General features: G+C 67.1%; 19 protein-coding genes and 1 pseudogene. 15 read left to right on the top strand and 5 right to left on the bottom strand.

Going from position 1 to position 16,402, the window contains the following annotated elements; all coding sequences use genetic code 11:
• The first annotated feature begins 1 nt into the window (after nt 1).
• The 15 genes from J8I34_RS09120 (at nt 2) to J8I34_RS09190 (ending at nt 9,298) form a co-directional block, all read left to right on the top strand.
• Nucleotides 2-367 (top strand): hypothetical protein, encoded by a 366-nt coding sequence (locus J8I34_RS09120; RefSeq protein ID WP_209805864.1) that lies wholly within the window; start codon nt 2-4, stop codon nt 365-367.
• Entirely contained in the window at nt 342-1,100 is a 759-nt protein-coding gene (locus J8I34_RS09125; RefSeq protein WP_209805865.1) for a hypothetical protein, read from the top strand. Before J8I34_RS09120 ends, J8I34_RS09125 begins: the two co-directional genes overlap by 26 nt.
• Nucleotides 1,101-1,103: 3 nt before the next feature.
• The gene (locus tag J8I34_RS09130) at nt 1,104-1,616 is read left to right on the top strand and encodes a hypothetical protein (protein ID WP_209805866.1); all 513 of its coding nucleotides are present in this window, start codon (nt 1,104-1,106) and stop codon (nt 1,614-1,616) included.
• Nucleotides 1,613-2,005 (top strand): hypothetical protein, encoded by a 393-nt coding sequence (locus J8I34_RS09135; protein WP_209805867.1) that lies wholly within the window; start codon nt 1,613-1,615, stop codon nt 2,003-2,005. Before J8I34_RS09130 ends, J8I34_RS09135 begins: the two co-directional genes overlap by 4 nt.
• Entirely contained in the window at nt 1,992-2,597 is a 606-nt protein-coding gene (locus J8I34_RS09140; RefSeq protein WP_209805868.1) for a GIY-YIG nuclease family protein, read from the top strand. The genes J8I34_RS09135 and J8I34_RS09140 overlap by 14 nt, the downstream gene beginning before the upstream one ends.
• Nucleotides 2,582-3,022 carry a hypothetical protein gene (locus J8I34_RS09145; protein WP_209805869.1) on the top strand — a complete coding sequence of 147 codons (441 nt, stop codon included), beginning with the start codon at nt 2,582-2,584 and terminating at the stop codon, nt 3,020-3,022. Before J8I34_RS09140 ends, J8I34_RS09145 begins: the two co-directional genes overlap by 16 nt.
• Nucleotides 3,023-3,070: 48 nt before the next feature.
• Nucleotides 3,071-3,286 (top strand): hypothetical protein, encoded by a 216-nt coding sequence (locus J8I34_RS09150; protein ID WP_209805870.1) that lies wholly within the window; start codon nt 3,071-3,073, stop codon nt 3,284-3,286.
• Nucleotides 3,283-3,558 (top strand): hypothetical protein, encoded by a 276-nt coding sequence (locus J8I34_RS09155; protein ID WP_209805871.1) that lies wholly within the window; start codon nt 3,283-3,285, stop codon nt 3,556-3,558. Before J8I34_RS09150 ends, J8I34_RS09155 begins: the two co-directional genes overlap by 4 nt.
• A 27-nt stretch (nt 3,559-3,585) precedes the next feature.
• Nucleotides 3,586-4,599 carry a phage major capsid family protein gene (locus J8I34_RS09160; RefSeq protein WP_209805872.1) on the top strand — a complete coding sequence of 338 codons (1,014 nt, stop codon included), beginning with the start codon at nt 3,586-3,588 and terminating at the stop codon, nt 4,597-4,599.
• 11 nt (nt 4,600-4,610) lie between these two features.
• Nucleotides 4,611-4,838 carry a hypothetical protein gene (locus J8I34_RS09165; protein ID WP_209805873.1) on the top strand — a complete coding sequence of 76 codons (228 nt, stop codon included), beginning with the start codon at nt 4,611-4,613 and terminating at the stop codon, nt 4,836-4,838.
• A gap of 3 nt (nt 4,839-4,841) precedes the next feature.
• Entirely contained in the window at nt 4,842-5,261 is a 420-nt protein-coding gene (locus tag J8I34_RS09170) for a hypothetical protein (protein WP_209805874.1), read from the top strand.
• Between the two features lie 734 nt (nt 5,262-5,995).
• On the top strand, nt 5,996-6,433 hold the full coding sequence (locus tag J8I34_RS09175; RefSeq protein ID WP_209805875.1) for a hypothetical protein: 438 nt from the start codon (nt 5,996-5,998) through the stop codon (nt 6,431-6,433).
• Between the two features lie 344 nt (nt 6,434-6,777).
• Nucleotides 6,778-7,221 (top strand): tripartite tricarboxylate transporter substrate-binding protein, encoded by a 444-nt coding sequence (locus J8I34_RS09180; protein WP_245175852.1) that lies wholly within the window; start codon nt 6,778-6,780, stop codon nt 7,219-7,221.
• A 31-nt stretch (nt 7,222-7,252) separates the two neighbouring features.
• Nucleotides 7,253-8,137, top strand: coding sequence for an SDR family oxidoreductase (locus tag J8I34_RS09185; protein ID WP_029048276.1), 885 nt, complete (start codon nt 7,253-7,255; stop codon nt 8,135-8,137).
• Nucleotides 8,138-8,146: 9 nt separating this feature from the next.
• The gene (locus J8I34_RS09190; RefSeq protein ID WP_029048277.1) at nt 8,147-9,298 is read left to right on the top strand and encodes an acyl-CoA dehydrogenase family protein; all 1,152 of its coding nucleotides are present in this window, start codon (nt 8,147-8,149) and stop codon (nt 9,296-9,298) included.
• A gap of 86 nt (nt 9,299-9,384) precedes the next feature.
• Here J8I34_RS09190 and J8I34_RS09195 read toward each other — a convergent pair.
• The 5 genes and pseudogenes from J8I34_RS09195 to J8I34_RS09215 all read right to left on the bottom strand — a co-directional run bounded on the left by J8I34_RS09195 (nt 9,385) and on the right by J8I34_RS09215 (nt 16,386).
• Nucleotides 9,385-10,360 (bottom strand): annotated as a pseudogene (locus J8I34_RS09195) (tripartite tricarboxylate transporter substrate binding protein).
• A gap of 30 nt (nt 10,361-10,390) precedes the next feature.
• Nucleotides 10,391-12,205, bottom strand: a complete 1,815-nt coding sequence (locus J8I34_RS09200; protein ID WP_209805876.1) for an acyclic terpene utilization AtuA family protein — start codon at nt 12,203-12,205, stop codon at nt 10,391-10,393.
• Nucleotides 12,202-14,217 (bottom strand): acetyl-CoA carboxylase biotin carboxylase subunit, encoded by a 2,016-nt coding sequence (locus tag J8I34_RS09205; RefSeq protein ID WP_209805877.1) that lies wholly within the window; start codon nt 14,215-14,217, stop codon nt 12,202-12,204. Before J8I34_RS09205 ends, J8I34_RS09200 begins: the two co-directional genes overlap by 4 nt.
• A gap of 147 nt (nt 14,218-14,364) precedes the next feature.
• Entirely contained in the window at nt 14,365-15,210 is an 846-nt protein-coding gene (locus J8I34_RS09210; RefSeq protein ID WP_209805878.1) for an enoyl-CoA hydratase/isomerase family protein, read from the bottom strand.
• Between the two features lie 15 nt (nt 15,211-15,225).
• On the bottom strand, nt 15,226-16,386 hold the full coding sequence (locus tag J8I34_RS09215) for an acyl-CoA dehydrogenase family protein (RefSeq protein WP_209768815.1): 1,161 nt from the start codon (nt 16,384-16,386) through the stop codon (nt 15,226-15,228).
• Nucleotides 16,387-16,402 lie beyond the last annotated feature (16 nt).

Consider the following 16,402-nt stretch of genomic DNA (forward strand, 5'->3'; position numbering starts at 1 on the left):
CATGTCGCAGTTGCCTACCACGGAGGACGTGGCCTTGTGGCTGACGCAGTGCAAAACGTGGGTCAAGGAACTGGCCACGCTGGAAGCCTGGCCGCCTGCCCTGACGGCCGACATTCTGGACCGCCTGCGCGGTGCCCCTGCTGCGAGCCTGGAAGGCCAAGCCGAACACTTCCGGGTCCGCATCAACGAAGCGCGCCAGCGCGCGAAACACCGCGAGTCGTTCGAACGCGCCGAACGGCCCGCACCAGAACGTCCCGCGCCAACCAAGCCGCGTTGGCGCCGGGAATGGGAAGCGCGCAAAGCGGCGGAAATTCTGAACGCGAAAAATCGGAGGAACGATCATGAGCAAAGCCTTACGCGTCGTTGAAAAGCCTGCGCCGTCTGGTGACATGGTGCCGGTAGAGGCCGAGAAAGCGATAGCGCAATACAACAGCATGGTGTTGGCCATCAAGGAATGTCACAGCCTTGATGTTGCCGCGCAAATGCAATCGCAGGCCGCTGCCATGGCGTATTACGCGCACGAAGCGCAAGACGTGGAAAGCGAACGGCTGATGCGGGAGATTCGTATCCGCGCACAACGCCGTTGTGGCGAACTATTGATTGTGATGAAGGAAAACGGACAACGCCGCCCGTGGGGCGGTGATAACAAAAAATCGAAGTCCGATGACCGGACCTTGAAAAGTTCAAGCGTCCCAAGCCTGAATGACCTTGGTATCCCGAAGCAACGCGCTACGGAATGGCAGGCGATTGCCAAAATTCCAGAACAAGAATTCGAGCAACACCTGTCCAATCTCCGCGCTATCGGGGAAATGCCTATCACCCACACGATTGCCGCGTTGGGCAAGGCCACGAAGCCGCGCGCGGAACCGGAAATGGCCACGCCGGATACCCCTGTGCGAACTGAACCACCGCCACCGCCACGCACGCCCGAACTGGATGCAAGAACGCTGCTCATTGGCCTGAACCGCTTCTGCGAAATCGAAACCGACCCGGCCGCCATCGTTGCGCAGTATCCCGATTGGGAACGCGACTACGTGAAAGAACGGCTGGACAAGTCCATTGCCACGCTGGTGGCCATTCAACAAGCATGGGGAGAATGAATCATGGGAAAGGTAGTGAAGTCGAAACGCGACCTGCGCACGCTGATTGACCAAGTGTTCCGCCAAGCTGCAATGAAGGGCGAATTTGATGAACACGAAAACTTGGCCGCGTTCAAAGCGCAGCACGGGGAACTGTCCAAGCAACTCGCCTTACAGTTGGGTGACCTGCAATTGCTCGACCTGTTCCGCGCCGCTGCAAAACGCCATATGACCGTGCCCGTGGAACCGAAACACGCGAAGCAACTTACGTTGTCGGGCATCCCTGACAAGGTGCCGGGTTGCATCAAGTTTGTGGACCCGAACGGAAAGCGCCGGTTCGTTTCCACCATGCTGGCCACGGTGGAACAACTGCAAAGCCATGCCCGTTTGCAACGCGCCAACATCGAAGCGTGCGAGAACGCCGCCACCATGTCCGGCCGTCTGTGCCGGTTCATCAAAAAGATGGGCGCGCGCAATCTTGAGGAAGCATTGCGAATCAGCGCGGCGCGCAAGGGCGGCCGGAAGGATGCAGCATGAACGCGCCCTTTCCGACAACTGCCGGCGAACTGCTGCTGGCCATCGAATCCGCAGGCGAGACGAACAACTGGGTTGTGTCCAGCGATCCGGCCGACGCGCGCGACCAGCACGGGAGCCTGCGCCGCACGTTCCGCCTGCGCGCCCTGGCCGATGCCGAATGCGCCCTGGTGTGCGAATTTGGCGCGGTGTTCATCGTGCTGGACGGCGCCCGCTTTGATTGTTTGCTGCAAGACCTTTGGCACCCCGACCGCCTGCGCGATGCCATCACGTCCAAGTCCTGGGCCGGCACCGATGAACTGGCATTCATTGACGCGCTAGAACGCGCATTTCCGCGCGAACTGTTCGCGCCCACCATCGCCCCGAAGGGGTCGCACCATGACCAAAATTGACACAACGCGCGCACGCGCCGCCCTTGTTCCCCGACAGGCACCCTACTGGCAGCGGGTGGATTGCGGCCTGTTCGTGGGCTTGCGTCTGATGGAAACCGGCGCGGTGACATGGAACCTGCGCTACCGCTTCGGGGACCGCCAGCACTACCGCACCTTGGGTTCGCTGCTACAACTGCCCGAAGCCGACCGCTTCAAGCACGCCGCCGAAGTTGCGCGGCAATTCTCCGCGCAATTCGCGGACCCACACGGACAGGCATCCATTGACGTGCGCCCATCCGCGCCCGTTCGTATTCCCATACGGAAAGGCAACGGCCAGCGCGGTCCGTGCAACCTGTACCGGCATTTCAATGCGCAGGACCAATTGTTGTATGTCGGTATTTCCAACAGCGCCATTGCTCGCTTGAAGGGACACCAGCGCAATGGGGCTTCGCATTGGGTGGATGAAATCGCCTACATGACGGTGGAAACCTTCCTCACACGGGACGTTGCCTTGGCCATGGAGCGCACGGCCATCAAGCGGGAAAGGCCGCTTTACAACATCCAGCACAACGGCACAGACGCGGACGTCGCGCCCGTATGTGGTTGCCGCTGACGCGCAGAACAACGCGGAAGGACGTCATGAAGAAAAACCCACCGACACCGGAACAGCGCGCCGCGCGCAACGCGAAACACCGCGAGCGCGACCGCGCCAGGCGCGCCGCCATGACCCCGGAACAGTTGGAAGCCTGCCGCCAAGCCTGGCGCGAAGCAAAGCGCCGGCACCGTGACCGTGTGAAAGAAAATCCGGACCGCTATGGCAGGTCATCACGTGCACGTACGGACATGGACCCTGACGAACGCGCGCACCTGCGCGCCAAGGACCGCGCACGCTATGCCGCCCTGTCACCGGAGCGGCGCGAAGCCAAGCTAATGCGGCAACGTGCCCGCTATGCCGCCAGGACGCCCGAACAACGCGCCGCGCGCAATGAAGCCAGGCGCGCGCGTGCCCAAAAGCGCAAGAGCGCAAGCGGCTTGTAAACGCGCCTGGCGCCGCATAGTGTGAATCGGCCCCCCGGAGGAAAACCCATGAGTGCATCAACGTTTCGCAAGGCCACCCAACAGGACGCGGAGTGGTGGCAAGTGTTCCAAGGTGGCACGCCACTACAGCAGGCGGACATGCGTGCGGTGGCGGACGCAGCGGTCCAAGAGCTGGTCCGGCGCGGGTACACCGCTGCGCAGGATGACCGCCTGGACGCGTTCCTGGCGGCCGCGACCCGGTACGCGGTGGAGTCCCAACAATGACCGCCCCGCGCGTTGTCGTGGTCCTGCTCAATCCTGGCCGCTATGGCCTGCGGCTTGAGACTACCAGCGGGGTTTTTTGGGATGCGGAAGACATACCACCGGAAGGCGTTGCGGCCACGGCGGAAGCGATGGGCCACGCGTTGCGCGAAGCCGGCCAGCCGCTTGCCGCCTTGCGCGTATTGCCGCCGCCAGAAATGACCACCGAAGACGCCATGGACCTTGCACGCACGATTGGCGATGCCATCGCGCGCGGGTTTAGCCAGGCTTCATGAAGCCACCACAATTTGGAGATACCGAAAATGCAAGTCACCTTGAACAACACCGGCCGCAAGGTCAATCCCGTGGTGGCCTTGGCGTTGGATAGCCTGCGCCGATTTGCCAAAGCGGATACCGGCGCCGTGGTGCGAGTGGACGCGGCGAACATTCGCACCAAGGCCGCGCAACCGCCAGCGGACACCGGGACACCTGCCTGGGCTGGTGACCTGGTGGCTACTGCTGTCTATGACTTTTTCGAAGCCATCCCCGATTCCGTCCTGGCGGCGCTGATCCCCTTTGCCACCAAGCTGCAAGTCCAGGGACAGTTGCACGTGCCGGGGCACGTGACACCGAGCCAGGCCGCAACCTTCCTTGCAGAAGGCTATCCAATCCCCGTGATTAGCGGCGCCCTTGGTAGTGGTGCCACGCTGAATGGTGCCAAGCTGGCCACCGTGGTGACCGCTTCGCGCGAACTGCTGGGCGCTGGCGCAGGGGCCAACGCGCTGCTGGAAGCAACGTTGGCCGAATCCATCGCCTTGGGCGTGGATGCCATCCTGTTGGGCAGCGGCGCGGGCAGTGCATCGCAACCGCCTGGACTTGGTGCGGGTATCGTTCCCCTGACTGGTTCGGCCGATGCGGTGGCCGATACCAAAGCGGCGGTGGAAGCTGCGCCGGCCGGAATGGTGACGCCCGTTTGGCTGATGCACCCATCGCAGGTGATTGGCGCCACCGCCGCCAACATCGTGGACGGCGGTGCGATTGCCGGCGCGCCCATCATCGGCAATATGCACGTGACCTTGGGCGATGTTTGGTTACTGGACGCGGCGGACCTGCTGCTAAACACCAACGGTGACGTGCCGGAGTTTTTGCGCACGGAGGAAGCCATTGCGCATCTTGATGACGCCGCCTTGCCCATCGTGGACGGGGCCGGCACGGTAGCCGCGCCCGTTGTCAGCATGTACCAACAAGGGCTTGTGGCCACGCGTGCCGTGTTGCCGATCTATTGGGCGATGCGTGACCCTGCGCGCGTCATCAAGACCAGCGGTTGCACGTGGTAAAGGGGCAAGCCATGAACCTAGAAGACGCCAAGATGATTTGCGCCCTCGCGGACGCCCTGGGCGAACGCATGGACAACCTGGAGCGCAACGCCGAACGCATGGCCAAGGAATTGGAAGTGCTGCGCGTGGGGCTGAAAAGCGCCATCTATCTGCGCGCACCCGACACGCCGCCGCCAGGCGCACCAGTGCGGCCGCGTATCTCACGCCCCGGTGTGGCGGGCAACAGCATGGAGAACTGACAAATGCCACGCAGGCGCCCGCACGTCCCATTGCAACTGTTGCGCGCAACGGACCGCGCGTGGTCCTGGTCCGAAGCGGCGGACCCGAACGGCGCGCCCGCCGCGCTAGTGTCCCGCACCTACGTGCAAACGGAGCCAGGCACCACGCTGGTGGTGGTGTGCCCCTGGCCCGTAGGTGGGTGGCAGGTCAGCGCCGAACGCCGCACCGGACTGCGCGCTGGCCATGTCCGTGCGTTCCCTGCGGCGGATGCCAGGGAAGTGCTGGCCGCTTGCGCGCGCGTGGCCGCCAGCATCGCGCGGCGCCCGCTGCCTGCCGTGCTGCACCTGGCCTTGGACGATGGCCTGGACCCTGGTGTGGCGGCGCGTGCGGCCCTGGTCCTGCTGGCCGCTGCTGGTCAGGCGTCGCAACCCATTGCCGCCTGACGCACCCCCCGGTTCGCGTCCCCGTCCAACGGTCCCCGCGTCCCACCCACCCCCCCACCTGCCCTGGTCAATGGGCTTTGTGCGCAATGCGATACAGGCGCGCCGGGTTCCTGCCAACCAGGACAGGCCGGCGCCCCACCTTTGCAAATCCCTTGTGTGTCACATGCGCCAATGCCCCGCGCGCTGGCCAGGCGGCCCGCTGGCGCTGTCTTCCTGCCAGGTGCGTGGGTAACACTGGCCCTAGCCGAAAAGCGCCTACGGCGCGTTTAAACGCGTTTGTCTTGGGTGACGCGGGGATATCACGGCGGGGGGAGGGTCCGAAAAGTGACTTAAAGGGGTGCGAGCGGCCCTCGATGTGCCGCGTTAGAAAATCCCGACATTTCCGGGGGCTGATTTTTCCCTCAAAGAAAATGACCTACGGCGCACCTACAATGCACTGGCGCCATCTGCTCATCACAGATTGATGATGTAACGGGAGGGGCGCATTTTGACAGGTTGCGGCCTGGCCCGCCGCCAGCGTTGCTACTATCGAAGCCGGATTTGCGATAGGGGAATGCCAAATGGGCCAGGACATGACCAGGCGCCGGCCGATGCCGACACGCAGGCGCGACCAGCCGGCGCCCGACCCGCGCACGCCGCGCGAAATTCGCTGAATACCGGGCTTTTCGTGGCCGGAAAACCTTGCGGCTTTGGTATGGTGGCCAGGTCTTGAACGCACCTTGTCCTGGTCCCCCATGAACCTGTCCGAAGCCTTCCGGCACTACGGCGCCACGCTGCGCAACCGCCTGTATGACGTGTCAGCCTTGACGGACACGGACCCACCAGAACTGGTGTTCGCGCCGTTTGAGCATTGGCCAGGCTGGCGCTGGCCTGGCAAGCATGCCGACCTGCCGCGCAACGTCTGCGAATACCGGGACGATTTGCGCCTATGGGGACAGTCACCGGCCATCCCCGAAGTACGCCGACACATGCGCCAGGCGCATGAACAAGGCTTGCCCGTGCGGCTGGTCCTGGCGCGCCTGCTGGACCCGGAACGCGACGGGGGCCAGGTGGATGCCGGCCAGAATGCGCAAGACGTGCCAAAGGAATTTCATGTCCGGCCGGAACTGGTGGGCCGTGTCACTGAGTTTGACGGGGAAGCATTCTGCATTCGGTTTGAGCGCCACGCTTGAACTTGCGACGCGGGGCGCGCAACAAATGGTGCACGGCTGATGATGCCAAACGACCGTGGGCGCCACCAGGCGGGGGACGTCCACGGGTGGAAAGACACGGCCAGTTGGACGCGTCCATGCGTGGGCGCGACCTGGACAACGGCACGGTGTTTGACTTCGTGGCCGAACTGCCAAGCCCACGGCGCCGGCTTTTGCGCCATCCGCCCCACTGTGCAGGCCCAAGTCTAGACCTGTTGGCCGGCCAAAATTCACGCGCCTGGATTCATGCATGTTTCATACGGGCATGAAAACGCTGGACGGCAAATATGCCGCAAACCGGCGCCAGTAAAGGAAAAGCGGCATTTATGACGTCTTGCGCATTTGTGCCCTACAAGGGCGAGTCCGAGATCATCGCCGCGCTGATGGGCGGGCATATCGACCTGGGCGTCACGGCCGGCGGCATCGGTCCGTATGTCGACAGCGCCAAGGCGCGCTGGCTGGTGCTCTGGACCGCCGAGCATTCGCGCCGCTGGCCGCGCGTGCCGACGCTGCGCGATGTCGGCCTCGACATCGTATCCAACTCGCCGTTCGGCATCGCCGGCCCGCGCGACATGGACGCGCAGGCCGTGCAGGTGCTGCACGACGCCTTCCGCAAGGCGCTCAACGAGCCGGCGATGCAGAAGCTGCTGGAGCGGCTCGACCAGGAGAACGCCTACCTGAACAGCGCCGACTACGCCGCGTTCGCGCGCCAGCGCTATGAAAGCCAGGGCAAGCTGGTCAAGCGCCTGGGCCTGACCGCCAACCCTTGATGCCCAATCCCAGCCCGATCACGGAGCCCGCATGCAATATCGATCCGTCTTCCACTCCGGCCTGTTCGCCGGCCGTACCGTGCTGGTCACCGGCGCCGGCAGCGGCATTGGCCGCTGCACCGCGCATGAACTGGCCAGCCTGGGCGCGCGCGTGGCGCTCGCCGGACGCAAGCTGGAAAAGCTGGAACAGGTCCGCGAGGAAATCATCGCCGCCGAACCCGACGCCGCCGGCCGACTGACGCTGCACAGCTGCGATATCCGCGACGAGGCACAGGTGCGCGAGACCGTGGCTGCGGTGCTGGCGGCGCACGGCAGCATCGACGGCCTGTTCAACAACGCCGGCGGGCAGTTCCCTTCGCCGCTGCGCGATATCAGCCTGAAGGGCTGGGAAGCCGTGGTGCGCAACAACCTGACCGGCGGCTTCCTGGTGGCGCGCGAATGCTTCACGCAATGGATGGAAGCCAACGGCGGCGCCATCGTCAACATCATTGCCGACATGTGGAATGGCATGCCGGGCATGGGCCATTCGGGCGCTGCGCGCGCGGGCATGCTGTCGTTCACCGAGACCGCGGCGTGCGAATGGGCCGCCGCCGGTGTGCGCGTCAACGCCGTGGCGCCGGGATGGATTGCGTCCAGCGGCTTTGACACCTATCCGCCCGAATTCCAGGCCAAGATCCGCCAGCTGGCGCGCAAGGTGCCGCTGCAGCGCCTGGGCACCGAGGCCGAGGTTTCCGCCGCGGTGGTGTTCCTGCTGTCGCCGGCGGCGGCCTTCATCACCGGCTCGACCCTGCGCGTAGACGGCGGCGTGCCCAACGCCAAGCACACCTGGCCGCAGCCCGAGCACCGGCGCTCGCAGCCATACAACGGCTTCCCGCTCTACACGCTGCCGCAATGCCTGACGCCATCCAACGAGTAAGCGAACACCATGACCCTGCAACCGCCCAACCCGCGCTATTACAGCGCGGATCATGAAGCCTTCCGCGCCAGCGTGCGGCGCTTCTTTGAGAAGGAAGTCGCGCCCAATGCCGAAGCCTGGGACGAAGCCGGCAGCTTCCCGCGCGAGCTGTACCGCAAGGCCGCGGAAGCCGGCCTGCTGCAGCCGGGCTTTCCCGAGGAATACGGCGGCGCGCCGTGCGACGCCTTCTACCGCATGATCCTGTTCGAGGAGCGCGCCTGGGGCGGCTCGGGCGGGATCGCCTCGGGGCTGTTCTCGCACACCATCGGCGCGCCGCCGATCGCCGCGGTGGGCAGCGAGGCGCTGAAGGCGCGCGTGCTGCCGCGGATCCTGTCGGGCGAGAAGATCTCCGCGCTGGCGATCACCGAGCCCGACGCCGGCTCCGACGTGGCCCGGCTGTCGACCAGCGCGCGCCGCGAAGGCGATCACTACGTCGTCAACGGCACCAAGCTCTATATCACCTCCGGCATGCGCGCCGACTACTTCACCGTGGCCGTGCGCACCGGCGGTCCGGGCTCCGGCGGCGTGTCGCTGCTGCTGATCGAAGGCGATACGCCGGGGTTGAGCCGCACGCCGCTGAAGAAGATGGGCTGGTGGGCGTCCGACACCGCGCAGCTGTTCTTCGAGGATTGCCGCGTGCCGGTGGAAAACCTGGTCGGCGAGGAAGGCAAGGGCTTTGCCGCCATCACCCGCAACTTCAACCACGAGCGCCTGGCGCTCGCGGCGGCGGCCTGCGGCTACGCGCAAGTGTGCTTCCACGATGCGCTGGCGTGGGCACGAGAGCGCCATACCTTCGGCAAGCGGCTGGCCGACCACCAGGTGGTGCGCCACCAGCTGGTCGACATGGCCACCCGCATCGAATCCACGCGCGCCCTGCTCGACGACCTCGCCGCGCGCCTGGACGATGGCGCCGCGCCGGTGGCGCAGATTGCGATGGCGAAGAACATGGCCACGCGGACCTTCCAGTTCTGCGCCGACCGCGCGGTGCAACTGCTCGGGGGGATGGGCTATATGCGCGGCAGCCGCGTGGAGCGCCTGTATCGCGAGGTCAAGGTGATGATGATCGGCGGTGGCGCCGAGGAAATCATGAAGGACCTGGCGGCGAAGCAGCTGGGGCTCTGAGCGCCGGGCGGCCGCTGACAACGTCAAAGGCTGCCAATGTTGTCTCCCCTCTCCCATTCATGCGAGAGGGGCGCAAACAGCCCTGCTTATTCCAGCTTCACCCCGCTCCTCTTCACCACCTCACCCCAGCGCGCCGCTTCGGTCCTGATAAAGGCCTGGAACTGCTCGGGCTTGCCGCCAACCGGATCGATGCCGTAGTCGATCAGCCGCGCGCGCACGTCCGGCTGCTGCAGCACGGCATCCATCTCCGCCGACAGCTTCGCCAGCAGCGCCGGCGGCGTCTTCGCGGGCGCCAGCAGGCCGATCCAGCTGCCCGCCGTCACCGCCGGGAAGCCGGCCTCGGCCATGGTCGGCACGTCCGGCGCGGCCGGCCAGCGCGCGCACCTTGCCCGCCTTCACCTGCGGCATCATGGTCTGCACCGAATCGAAGATCACCGCGACCTGCCCGGAGAACAGGTCGGGCAATGCCGGCGAAATGCCCTTGTACGGCACATGCGTCATCTTCATGCCGACCGCCTGCGCGAACAGTTCCCCTGCCAGGTGCGCGCCGGAGCCGGTGCCGCTCGACGCAAAGGTCATCTTGTCCGGGTGGGCCTTGCCCCAGGCCACCAGCTCCTTGACGCTGGTCGGCGGCAGTTGCGCGCTGCCGACCAGCAGCAGCGGGATCCGGCCGATCATGCTGACGCCGGTCAGGTCCTTGACCGGGTCATAGCTCATCTTCGCGTACAGGCTCGGGTTGATCGCGTGGGCCGCGACCACGACCAGCAGCGAATAGCCATCCGGCGTCGCTTTGGCGACGTTTTCCGAGCCGATCATGCCGTTGGCGCCGGCGCGGTTTTCCACCACCACCGGCTGGCCGATGCGCTCGGACAGCTTCTGCATGACCAGCCGCGTCACCGCATCGGATACGCCGCCTGGCGTATAGGGCACCACCACGCGGAGCGGCCGGTTCGGGTAGGCATCGCCTTGGGCCATGGCCGGGATGGCGCCGGCAAGGCTGCCGGCGAACAGGCCCAGCGCCAGCAGGCGGCGGACGCGCGCATTGCGCTTGAGTCGGGTCATGTGTCTCCTCCTTGTCAGGATTGGCCGGGTCTATGCCCAGCTGTGCGGTACGGAAAGCGGGAAATCGAGCAGCATCTGCGCATAGCTCTTGCCCAGCGGATCGGAACGCAGGCTGGCCACGCCGCCGCCGCCCAGCGCGCCATGCATCAGGAAGTTCAGCGCATGCAGGCCGGGCACATCGAAGCGCTCGACCTCGCCCTCGACCAGGTGGGCAAAGTACGCGCGCACGGCCTGCGGCGTCAGCTGCTCGCGCAGCAGCGCCAGGTACTCCGGCTTGCGCGCGATAACGCCGATGTTCTCGTCGTCGCCCTTGTCGCCGCTGCGCGCGCAGGCCAGCGCGACCAGCGGCCGTTGCACGCGCGGTTCGTCGGGGACCGGAGGCAGTGCCGGGGCGTCGACCACCGCGGGCGCCTCCGGCGTGGCGCTGGTTGCGGCGTTCGGCAGCGTGATCACGCCGCCGTTGAATTCCACGCGCATCGGCACGTCCGCCTTTGGCACGAGGAAGGAGAACACCTTCACCACCGGCTGGATATCGACACGCCCCGCGAAGGACGAGCGCGTGCCGGCCGCCATCGACGTTCCCGCCGACGAGCATTCGCGCTGCAGGAAACTCAGGCCCCGCGCCAGCGGATGGCGTGCGCCGATGCGCAGCACCACCTCGCGCGTTGGCAGCTCACGCGCATGGGGGCCATATTGCGATTCGCAGCCCAGCAGCTCGACCACGGTCTCGGTGTAGTCGGGCATGCCGCGTTCGGCCAGCATGGCGCGGGTGCGCGCCAGCAGCGCGTCGGCGGTGCGGCGGGCCTTGGCCGGGGCGTCGATGCCGCGGATCGCCATCATCAGGCTGATCTGGAAGCCGTCCTGCCAGGTGGCGTTGCCCTTGTAGTGGGTGCCGGGTGCCCTGCCGCGCGCACCATTCACACGCACCCGGCCCGGCTCGACCAGCTCGGTGCGGACCATGCGGAAGTCGCACGTTACGTCAGGCATCAGGTAGTTGGCGGGGTCGCCCACCTCGTAAAGCACCTGCTCGGCGACCGCGGCCGGATCGACCAGCCCGCCGGTGCCGTCAGGCTTGCTCAGCACGAAGCTGCCGTCGTGCGCGCAGTCGATCACCGGGTAGCCGATCCGGTCCCAGCCTGGCACGCGTTCCCAGTCGGTAAACAACCCGCCGGTGGCCTGCGCACCGCATTCGATCACATGGCCCGCGAGCGTGCCGGCCGCAAGGCGGTCCCAGTCGGTCCAGTCCCAGCCGAACTCATGCGCCAGAACCCCGACCACCACGGCGCTGTCGACGCAGCGCCCGGCGATGACGATATCGGCGCCAAGCGCCAGCGCGCGGGCAATGCCTTGCGCGCCGGTGTAGGCGTTGGCCGACCACGGCTCGGTGGTGGGCACGGGCGCGCCGGCAAGATCGGTGAGCCCGTCGGCGCACCATTGCGCGAAACCGGGCTGCACGTCGTCGCCGGTGACCACGGCGATGCGCGGATGCAGGCCCTGCTGCGCGGCGACCTTGAGCAGTGCGTCGCGGCAGGCTTGGGGGTTGAGGCCCCCGGCGTTGGCGACCACGCGGACACCTCGCTGAAGGATCCCGGCCAGGTTGGGCCCCATCGCCGCCTGCACGAAATCGGTGGCGTAGCCCAGCGCCGGATCCTTCGCGCGGGCGCGCGCCAGGATCGACATGGTGGTTTCGGCCAGATAGTCGTAGACCAGGTACTGCAGGCCGGGCACGGCCAGCAGTTGCGGCGTGGCGATGGCGGAGTCGCCCCAGAAGCCGGAAGCGCCGCCGATGCGCACGGTCTTGCCGGCGTGTGCGTCGGCCACTACGGCATTGGTGAGTTCGCTCATGCTGGCTCCTTTGCCGCCACATCGGCTTCGACGCGCGCCAGCAGCGAACCGGCGCTGGCCTGTCCGCCGGCGCGCGCGGGCAGTTCAGCGACCACGCCGGCAAACGGCGCAGCGATGGTGTGCTCCATCTTCATTGCCTCCAGCACCACCAGCGGCTGGCCGGCTTCCACGCGCTCGCCCTCCGCCACGTGGACCGCGACGATGCGCGCTGTCAGCGGTGCCTGCAGCACCCCGTCGGCATCGCCGGCATCGCGGCGGCGGCGCGGGTCGTGCAGCGGGAACTGCCAGGCGCGGCCGCACTGGAACAGGTGCAGCACCTGCTTGTCGGCGGCGAACACCAGCGGATAGGCCACGCCGTCACATTCGACCAGGGCCGTGCCGCTGTCGCCGTCGGCGCGCAGCACGCGCAGCGCGCAGGCGACCGGCTGCTGGCCGGGCTGCTGGTCACCTTCGCGCTGGCGCAGCATCACGTGCCAGCCTTCGGCGGCGACGCGCAAGGTCGCTTCCCACGCCGTGCCGGCCGCGTACAGCACCACGCTGGCGGCGGCACGCGCAAGCGTAGCCGGCTTGCCGTTGTCGCCGAGCAGCCCCGACGCGGCCAGCGCGGCGCTGGCCATCACGTGCAGCGGCGGCAGCGGCGCCTGCAGCGCGCCCTGCATGTGCGCATCGACGAAGCCGGTGTGCACGTCATTGCCCGCGAAGGCGGGATTGGCAAGGCAGTCGGCGAGGAAACCCTGGTTGCTAGGCACGCCCAGCAGCGCACAGTCTTCCACCGCGCGCAGCAGCTTGCGGCGCGCTTCCTCGCGGCCGGCGCCATGGGCGACCAGCTTGGCTACCATCGAATCGTAATGCGTGGGGATGGCGCCGCCCTCTTCCAGCGCATGGTCGACGCGCACGTCGCGGCCGGCGGCGGGCGGACGCCAGCGCAGCAGCGGCCCGCCCTGCGGCAGGAAGCCCGCGGGCACGTCTTCGGCGGTCAGGCGGACCTCGATGGCGTGGCCGTTGAGTTTCACCTGGTCCTGCGTCACCGGCAGCGGCTCTCCCGCCGCCACGCGCAATTGCCATTCGACCAGGTCGAAACCGGTGATGGCCTCGGTCACCGCGTGCTCGACCTGCAGGCGCGTGTTCATTTCCATGAAGTAGAAGTTGCCGTCGGCATCGAGCAGGAACTCCATGGTGCCGGCGCCGAGGTAGCCGATCGACCTTGCCGCCCGGACCGCAGCCTCGCCCATGCGCGCGCGCAGCGCCGGGCCGACCGCTGGTGACGGCGCCTCTTCGATGACCTTCTGGTGGCGGCGCTGCACCGAGCAGTCGCGCTCGCCCAGATGGATGACGTTGCCCTGCGTATCGGCAAAGACCTGGATCTCCACGTGGCGCGGCGCGATCACGGCGCGCTCCAGGATCAGCTCGCCGGAGCCGAACGCGGCCACGGCCTCGGAGCGCGCGCTTGCCAGTGCCATGGGCAGTGCCGCCGCCTCGCGCACCAGCCGCATGCCGCGCCCGCCGCCGCCGGCCGCGGCCTTGACCATCAGCGGGTAACCGATCGTGCCGGCTTCGGCCAGCAGCGTGGCGTCGTCCTGCGCCGCGCCCTGGTAGCCCGGCACGCAGGGCATGTCGGCGGCCAGCATCAGTCGCTTGGCCTCGGCCTTGTTGCCCATGGCGCGGATCGCCTCGGCGGGCGGGCCGACAAAGATCAGCCCGGCCGCGGCGATGGCTTCGGCAAAGGCCGCGTTCTCGGCCAGGAAGCCGTAGCCGGGGTGGATGGCATCGGCACCGCTGGCACGGGCGGCCTCGATGATGGCGGCAATGTTCAGGTACGACTCGCGCGGCGCCGCGGCGCCGATGCAGACCGCCCGGTCCGCGAATGCCACGTGCGGGCTGTGGCGGTCGGCTTCGGAATAGACGGCCACGGTGGCCAGCCCGAGGCGGCGCGCGGTGCGCATGATGCGCACCGCGATCTCGCCACGGTTGGCGACGAGCAGCGTATGGAAGGGTCGGCTGGTTGCAGACATGGGAATTCCTGTTGGTGGGCCTCTGCGCGTCGTCCCAGCGAATACCCAAAGGGCACGTGGGCGGGGGCCCAGTGGCTTTGGAAGACGCTGGATTCCCGCCCGAGCGGGTGACGGTGGCAGGTTTGGTGTTATCGCTGTGTTCTGGCGCTACTCACAAGACTGGGCGGCGCGCACGGCATCGGCATCGAAGCGCACCGTCCAGCTCGCGTCGCGCTTCTCGCGGAAGGCCGCCACGCCCTCCGCGCCCTCGCCGCGCATGCACTGGGCGAACAGCCGCGAGGCTTCGTCCAGCAGCGGCCCGGCCGGCTCCTGGCCGCAGCGGCTGACCAGCGTCTTGAACACGCGGTTGGCATTGGGCCCGCAGCGGCCGATGCGCGTCAGCCATTCGGCGACCAGCGCGTCCAGCTCGGCGCTGCCGGCGGCGAGCTGGTCGACCAGCCCGATCGCCACCGCGGCCTCGCCGCTGATGCGCTCGCCGGTGAGTCCCAGGCGGCGCGTGGCAGCCGCGCCGATGCGCTGCACCACGAACGGCGCGATCTGCGCGGCGATGATGCCGAGCGTGGTTTCCGACAGCGCGAAGCGCGCGTCCCGCGTGGCCAGCACGATGTCGGCGGCGCAGGCCAGGCCCATGCCGCCGCCCATCGCGGCGCCGTCGACGGCGGCGATGACCGGCACCGGCAGCGCGCTCAGCCGCTGCATGAAATAGCCGAACTGGCGGTTGCGGGTGGCGACCGGGTCTTCCCGGCTGGCATCGGCATCGAGCCGAGCCTGGAAGTTGCCGACGTTGCCGCCGGCGCTGAACATGCCGCCGGCGCCGCGCAGCACCAGCGCGCGCACCTCCGCGTCGGTTTCGGCCTGCTCGACCGCCGCCGCCAGCGCGGCAACGACCTCGGGCGCCAGCGCATTGCGCGTGGCCGGGATGTTGAGGGTGGCGAACAGCACGCCGCCGGCGCGGCGCACGATCACGGGTTCGGTTTGCGTTGGTTCGGTCATGGCGCTTCCTGCCTGTCAGCCGCGTGACATCAGGCCCATCTGCTTGGCGATGACCTGCAGCATCACTTCGTCCGCGCCGCCACCGATCGAGCCCAGCCGGAAGTCGCGGTAGGCGCGCGAGGCATGGTTGTCCCAGGTGTAGCCCATGCCGCCCTGGAACTGCATGCACCAGTCGGCCACCTCGCGCGACAGGCGCCCGGCCTTGAGCTTGGCCATCGACGCCAGCTCGACCACGTCGCCGCCGGCGATATAGGTCTGCGTGGCCAGGTAGACCAGCGCGCGCAGCGCCTCCATCTCGGTCTTCAGCTCGGCCAGCTTGAACTGGATGAACTGGTTGTCCAGCAGCGGCTTGCCGAAGGCGATGCGCTGGCGCAGGTACTCGGCGGTTTCCTCGATCAGCGCGGTGCAGGCGAGCCGGCGCGCCGCGCCGTTCAGCCGCTCTTCCTGGAACTGCTTCATCTGGTAGATAAAGCCCATGCCCTCCTCGCCGATGCGGTTGCGTACCGGCACGCGCACTTCGTCGAAGAAGATCTGCGCGGTGTCCGAGCACCACATGCCGAACTTCCTGATCTTCTGCACTTCCACGCCGCGCACGCGCTTGCCGTCTTCCCTGATCGGCACCACGATCAGCGATTTGTTCTTGTGCGCGGGCCCGTCGGAGGTGTTGCACAGCAGGCAGATCCAGTCCGACTGGGTGCCGTTGGTAATCCACATCTTGGAGCCGGAGATGACATAGTCGTCGCCATCGCGCACCGCACGGGTCTTGAGCGATGCCACGTCGGAGCCGGCGCCCGCCTCGGACACGCCGATCGAGCACACCATGTCGCCGGCGATGGCAGGCGCCAGGTAGTTGCGCTTCAGTTCGTCGGAGCCGAACGCGGTCAGCGCCGGCGTCGCCATGTCGGTCTGCACGCCTACGCCCATGCCGACGCCTTGTGCGCGCGCATATCCAAGCGCCTCGGCGGCGGCGACGGCGTAGGAGAAATCGAGCCCCATGCCGCCGTACTCTACGGGCTTGGTGATGCCGAGGAAGCCGAGGTTGCCCATCTTCTTGAACAGCTCATGCGCCGGGAAGATCTCTGCGGCTTCCCATTCATCGACGAAGGGATCGATTTCCGCCGAAACGAAGCGGCGGATGCTGTCCATGATGTTGCGGTGGTCTTCGGTGTAAAGCATGCTGGTCTCCTGGATT

Origin of the sequence: Cupriavidus phytohabitans (assembly GCF_017815025.1) — a bacterium.
Classification (GTDB): Bacteria; Pseudomonadota; Gammaproteobacteria; order Burkholderiales; family Burkholderiaceae; genus Cupriavidus.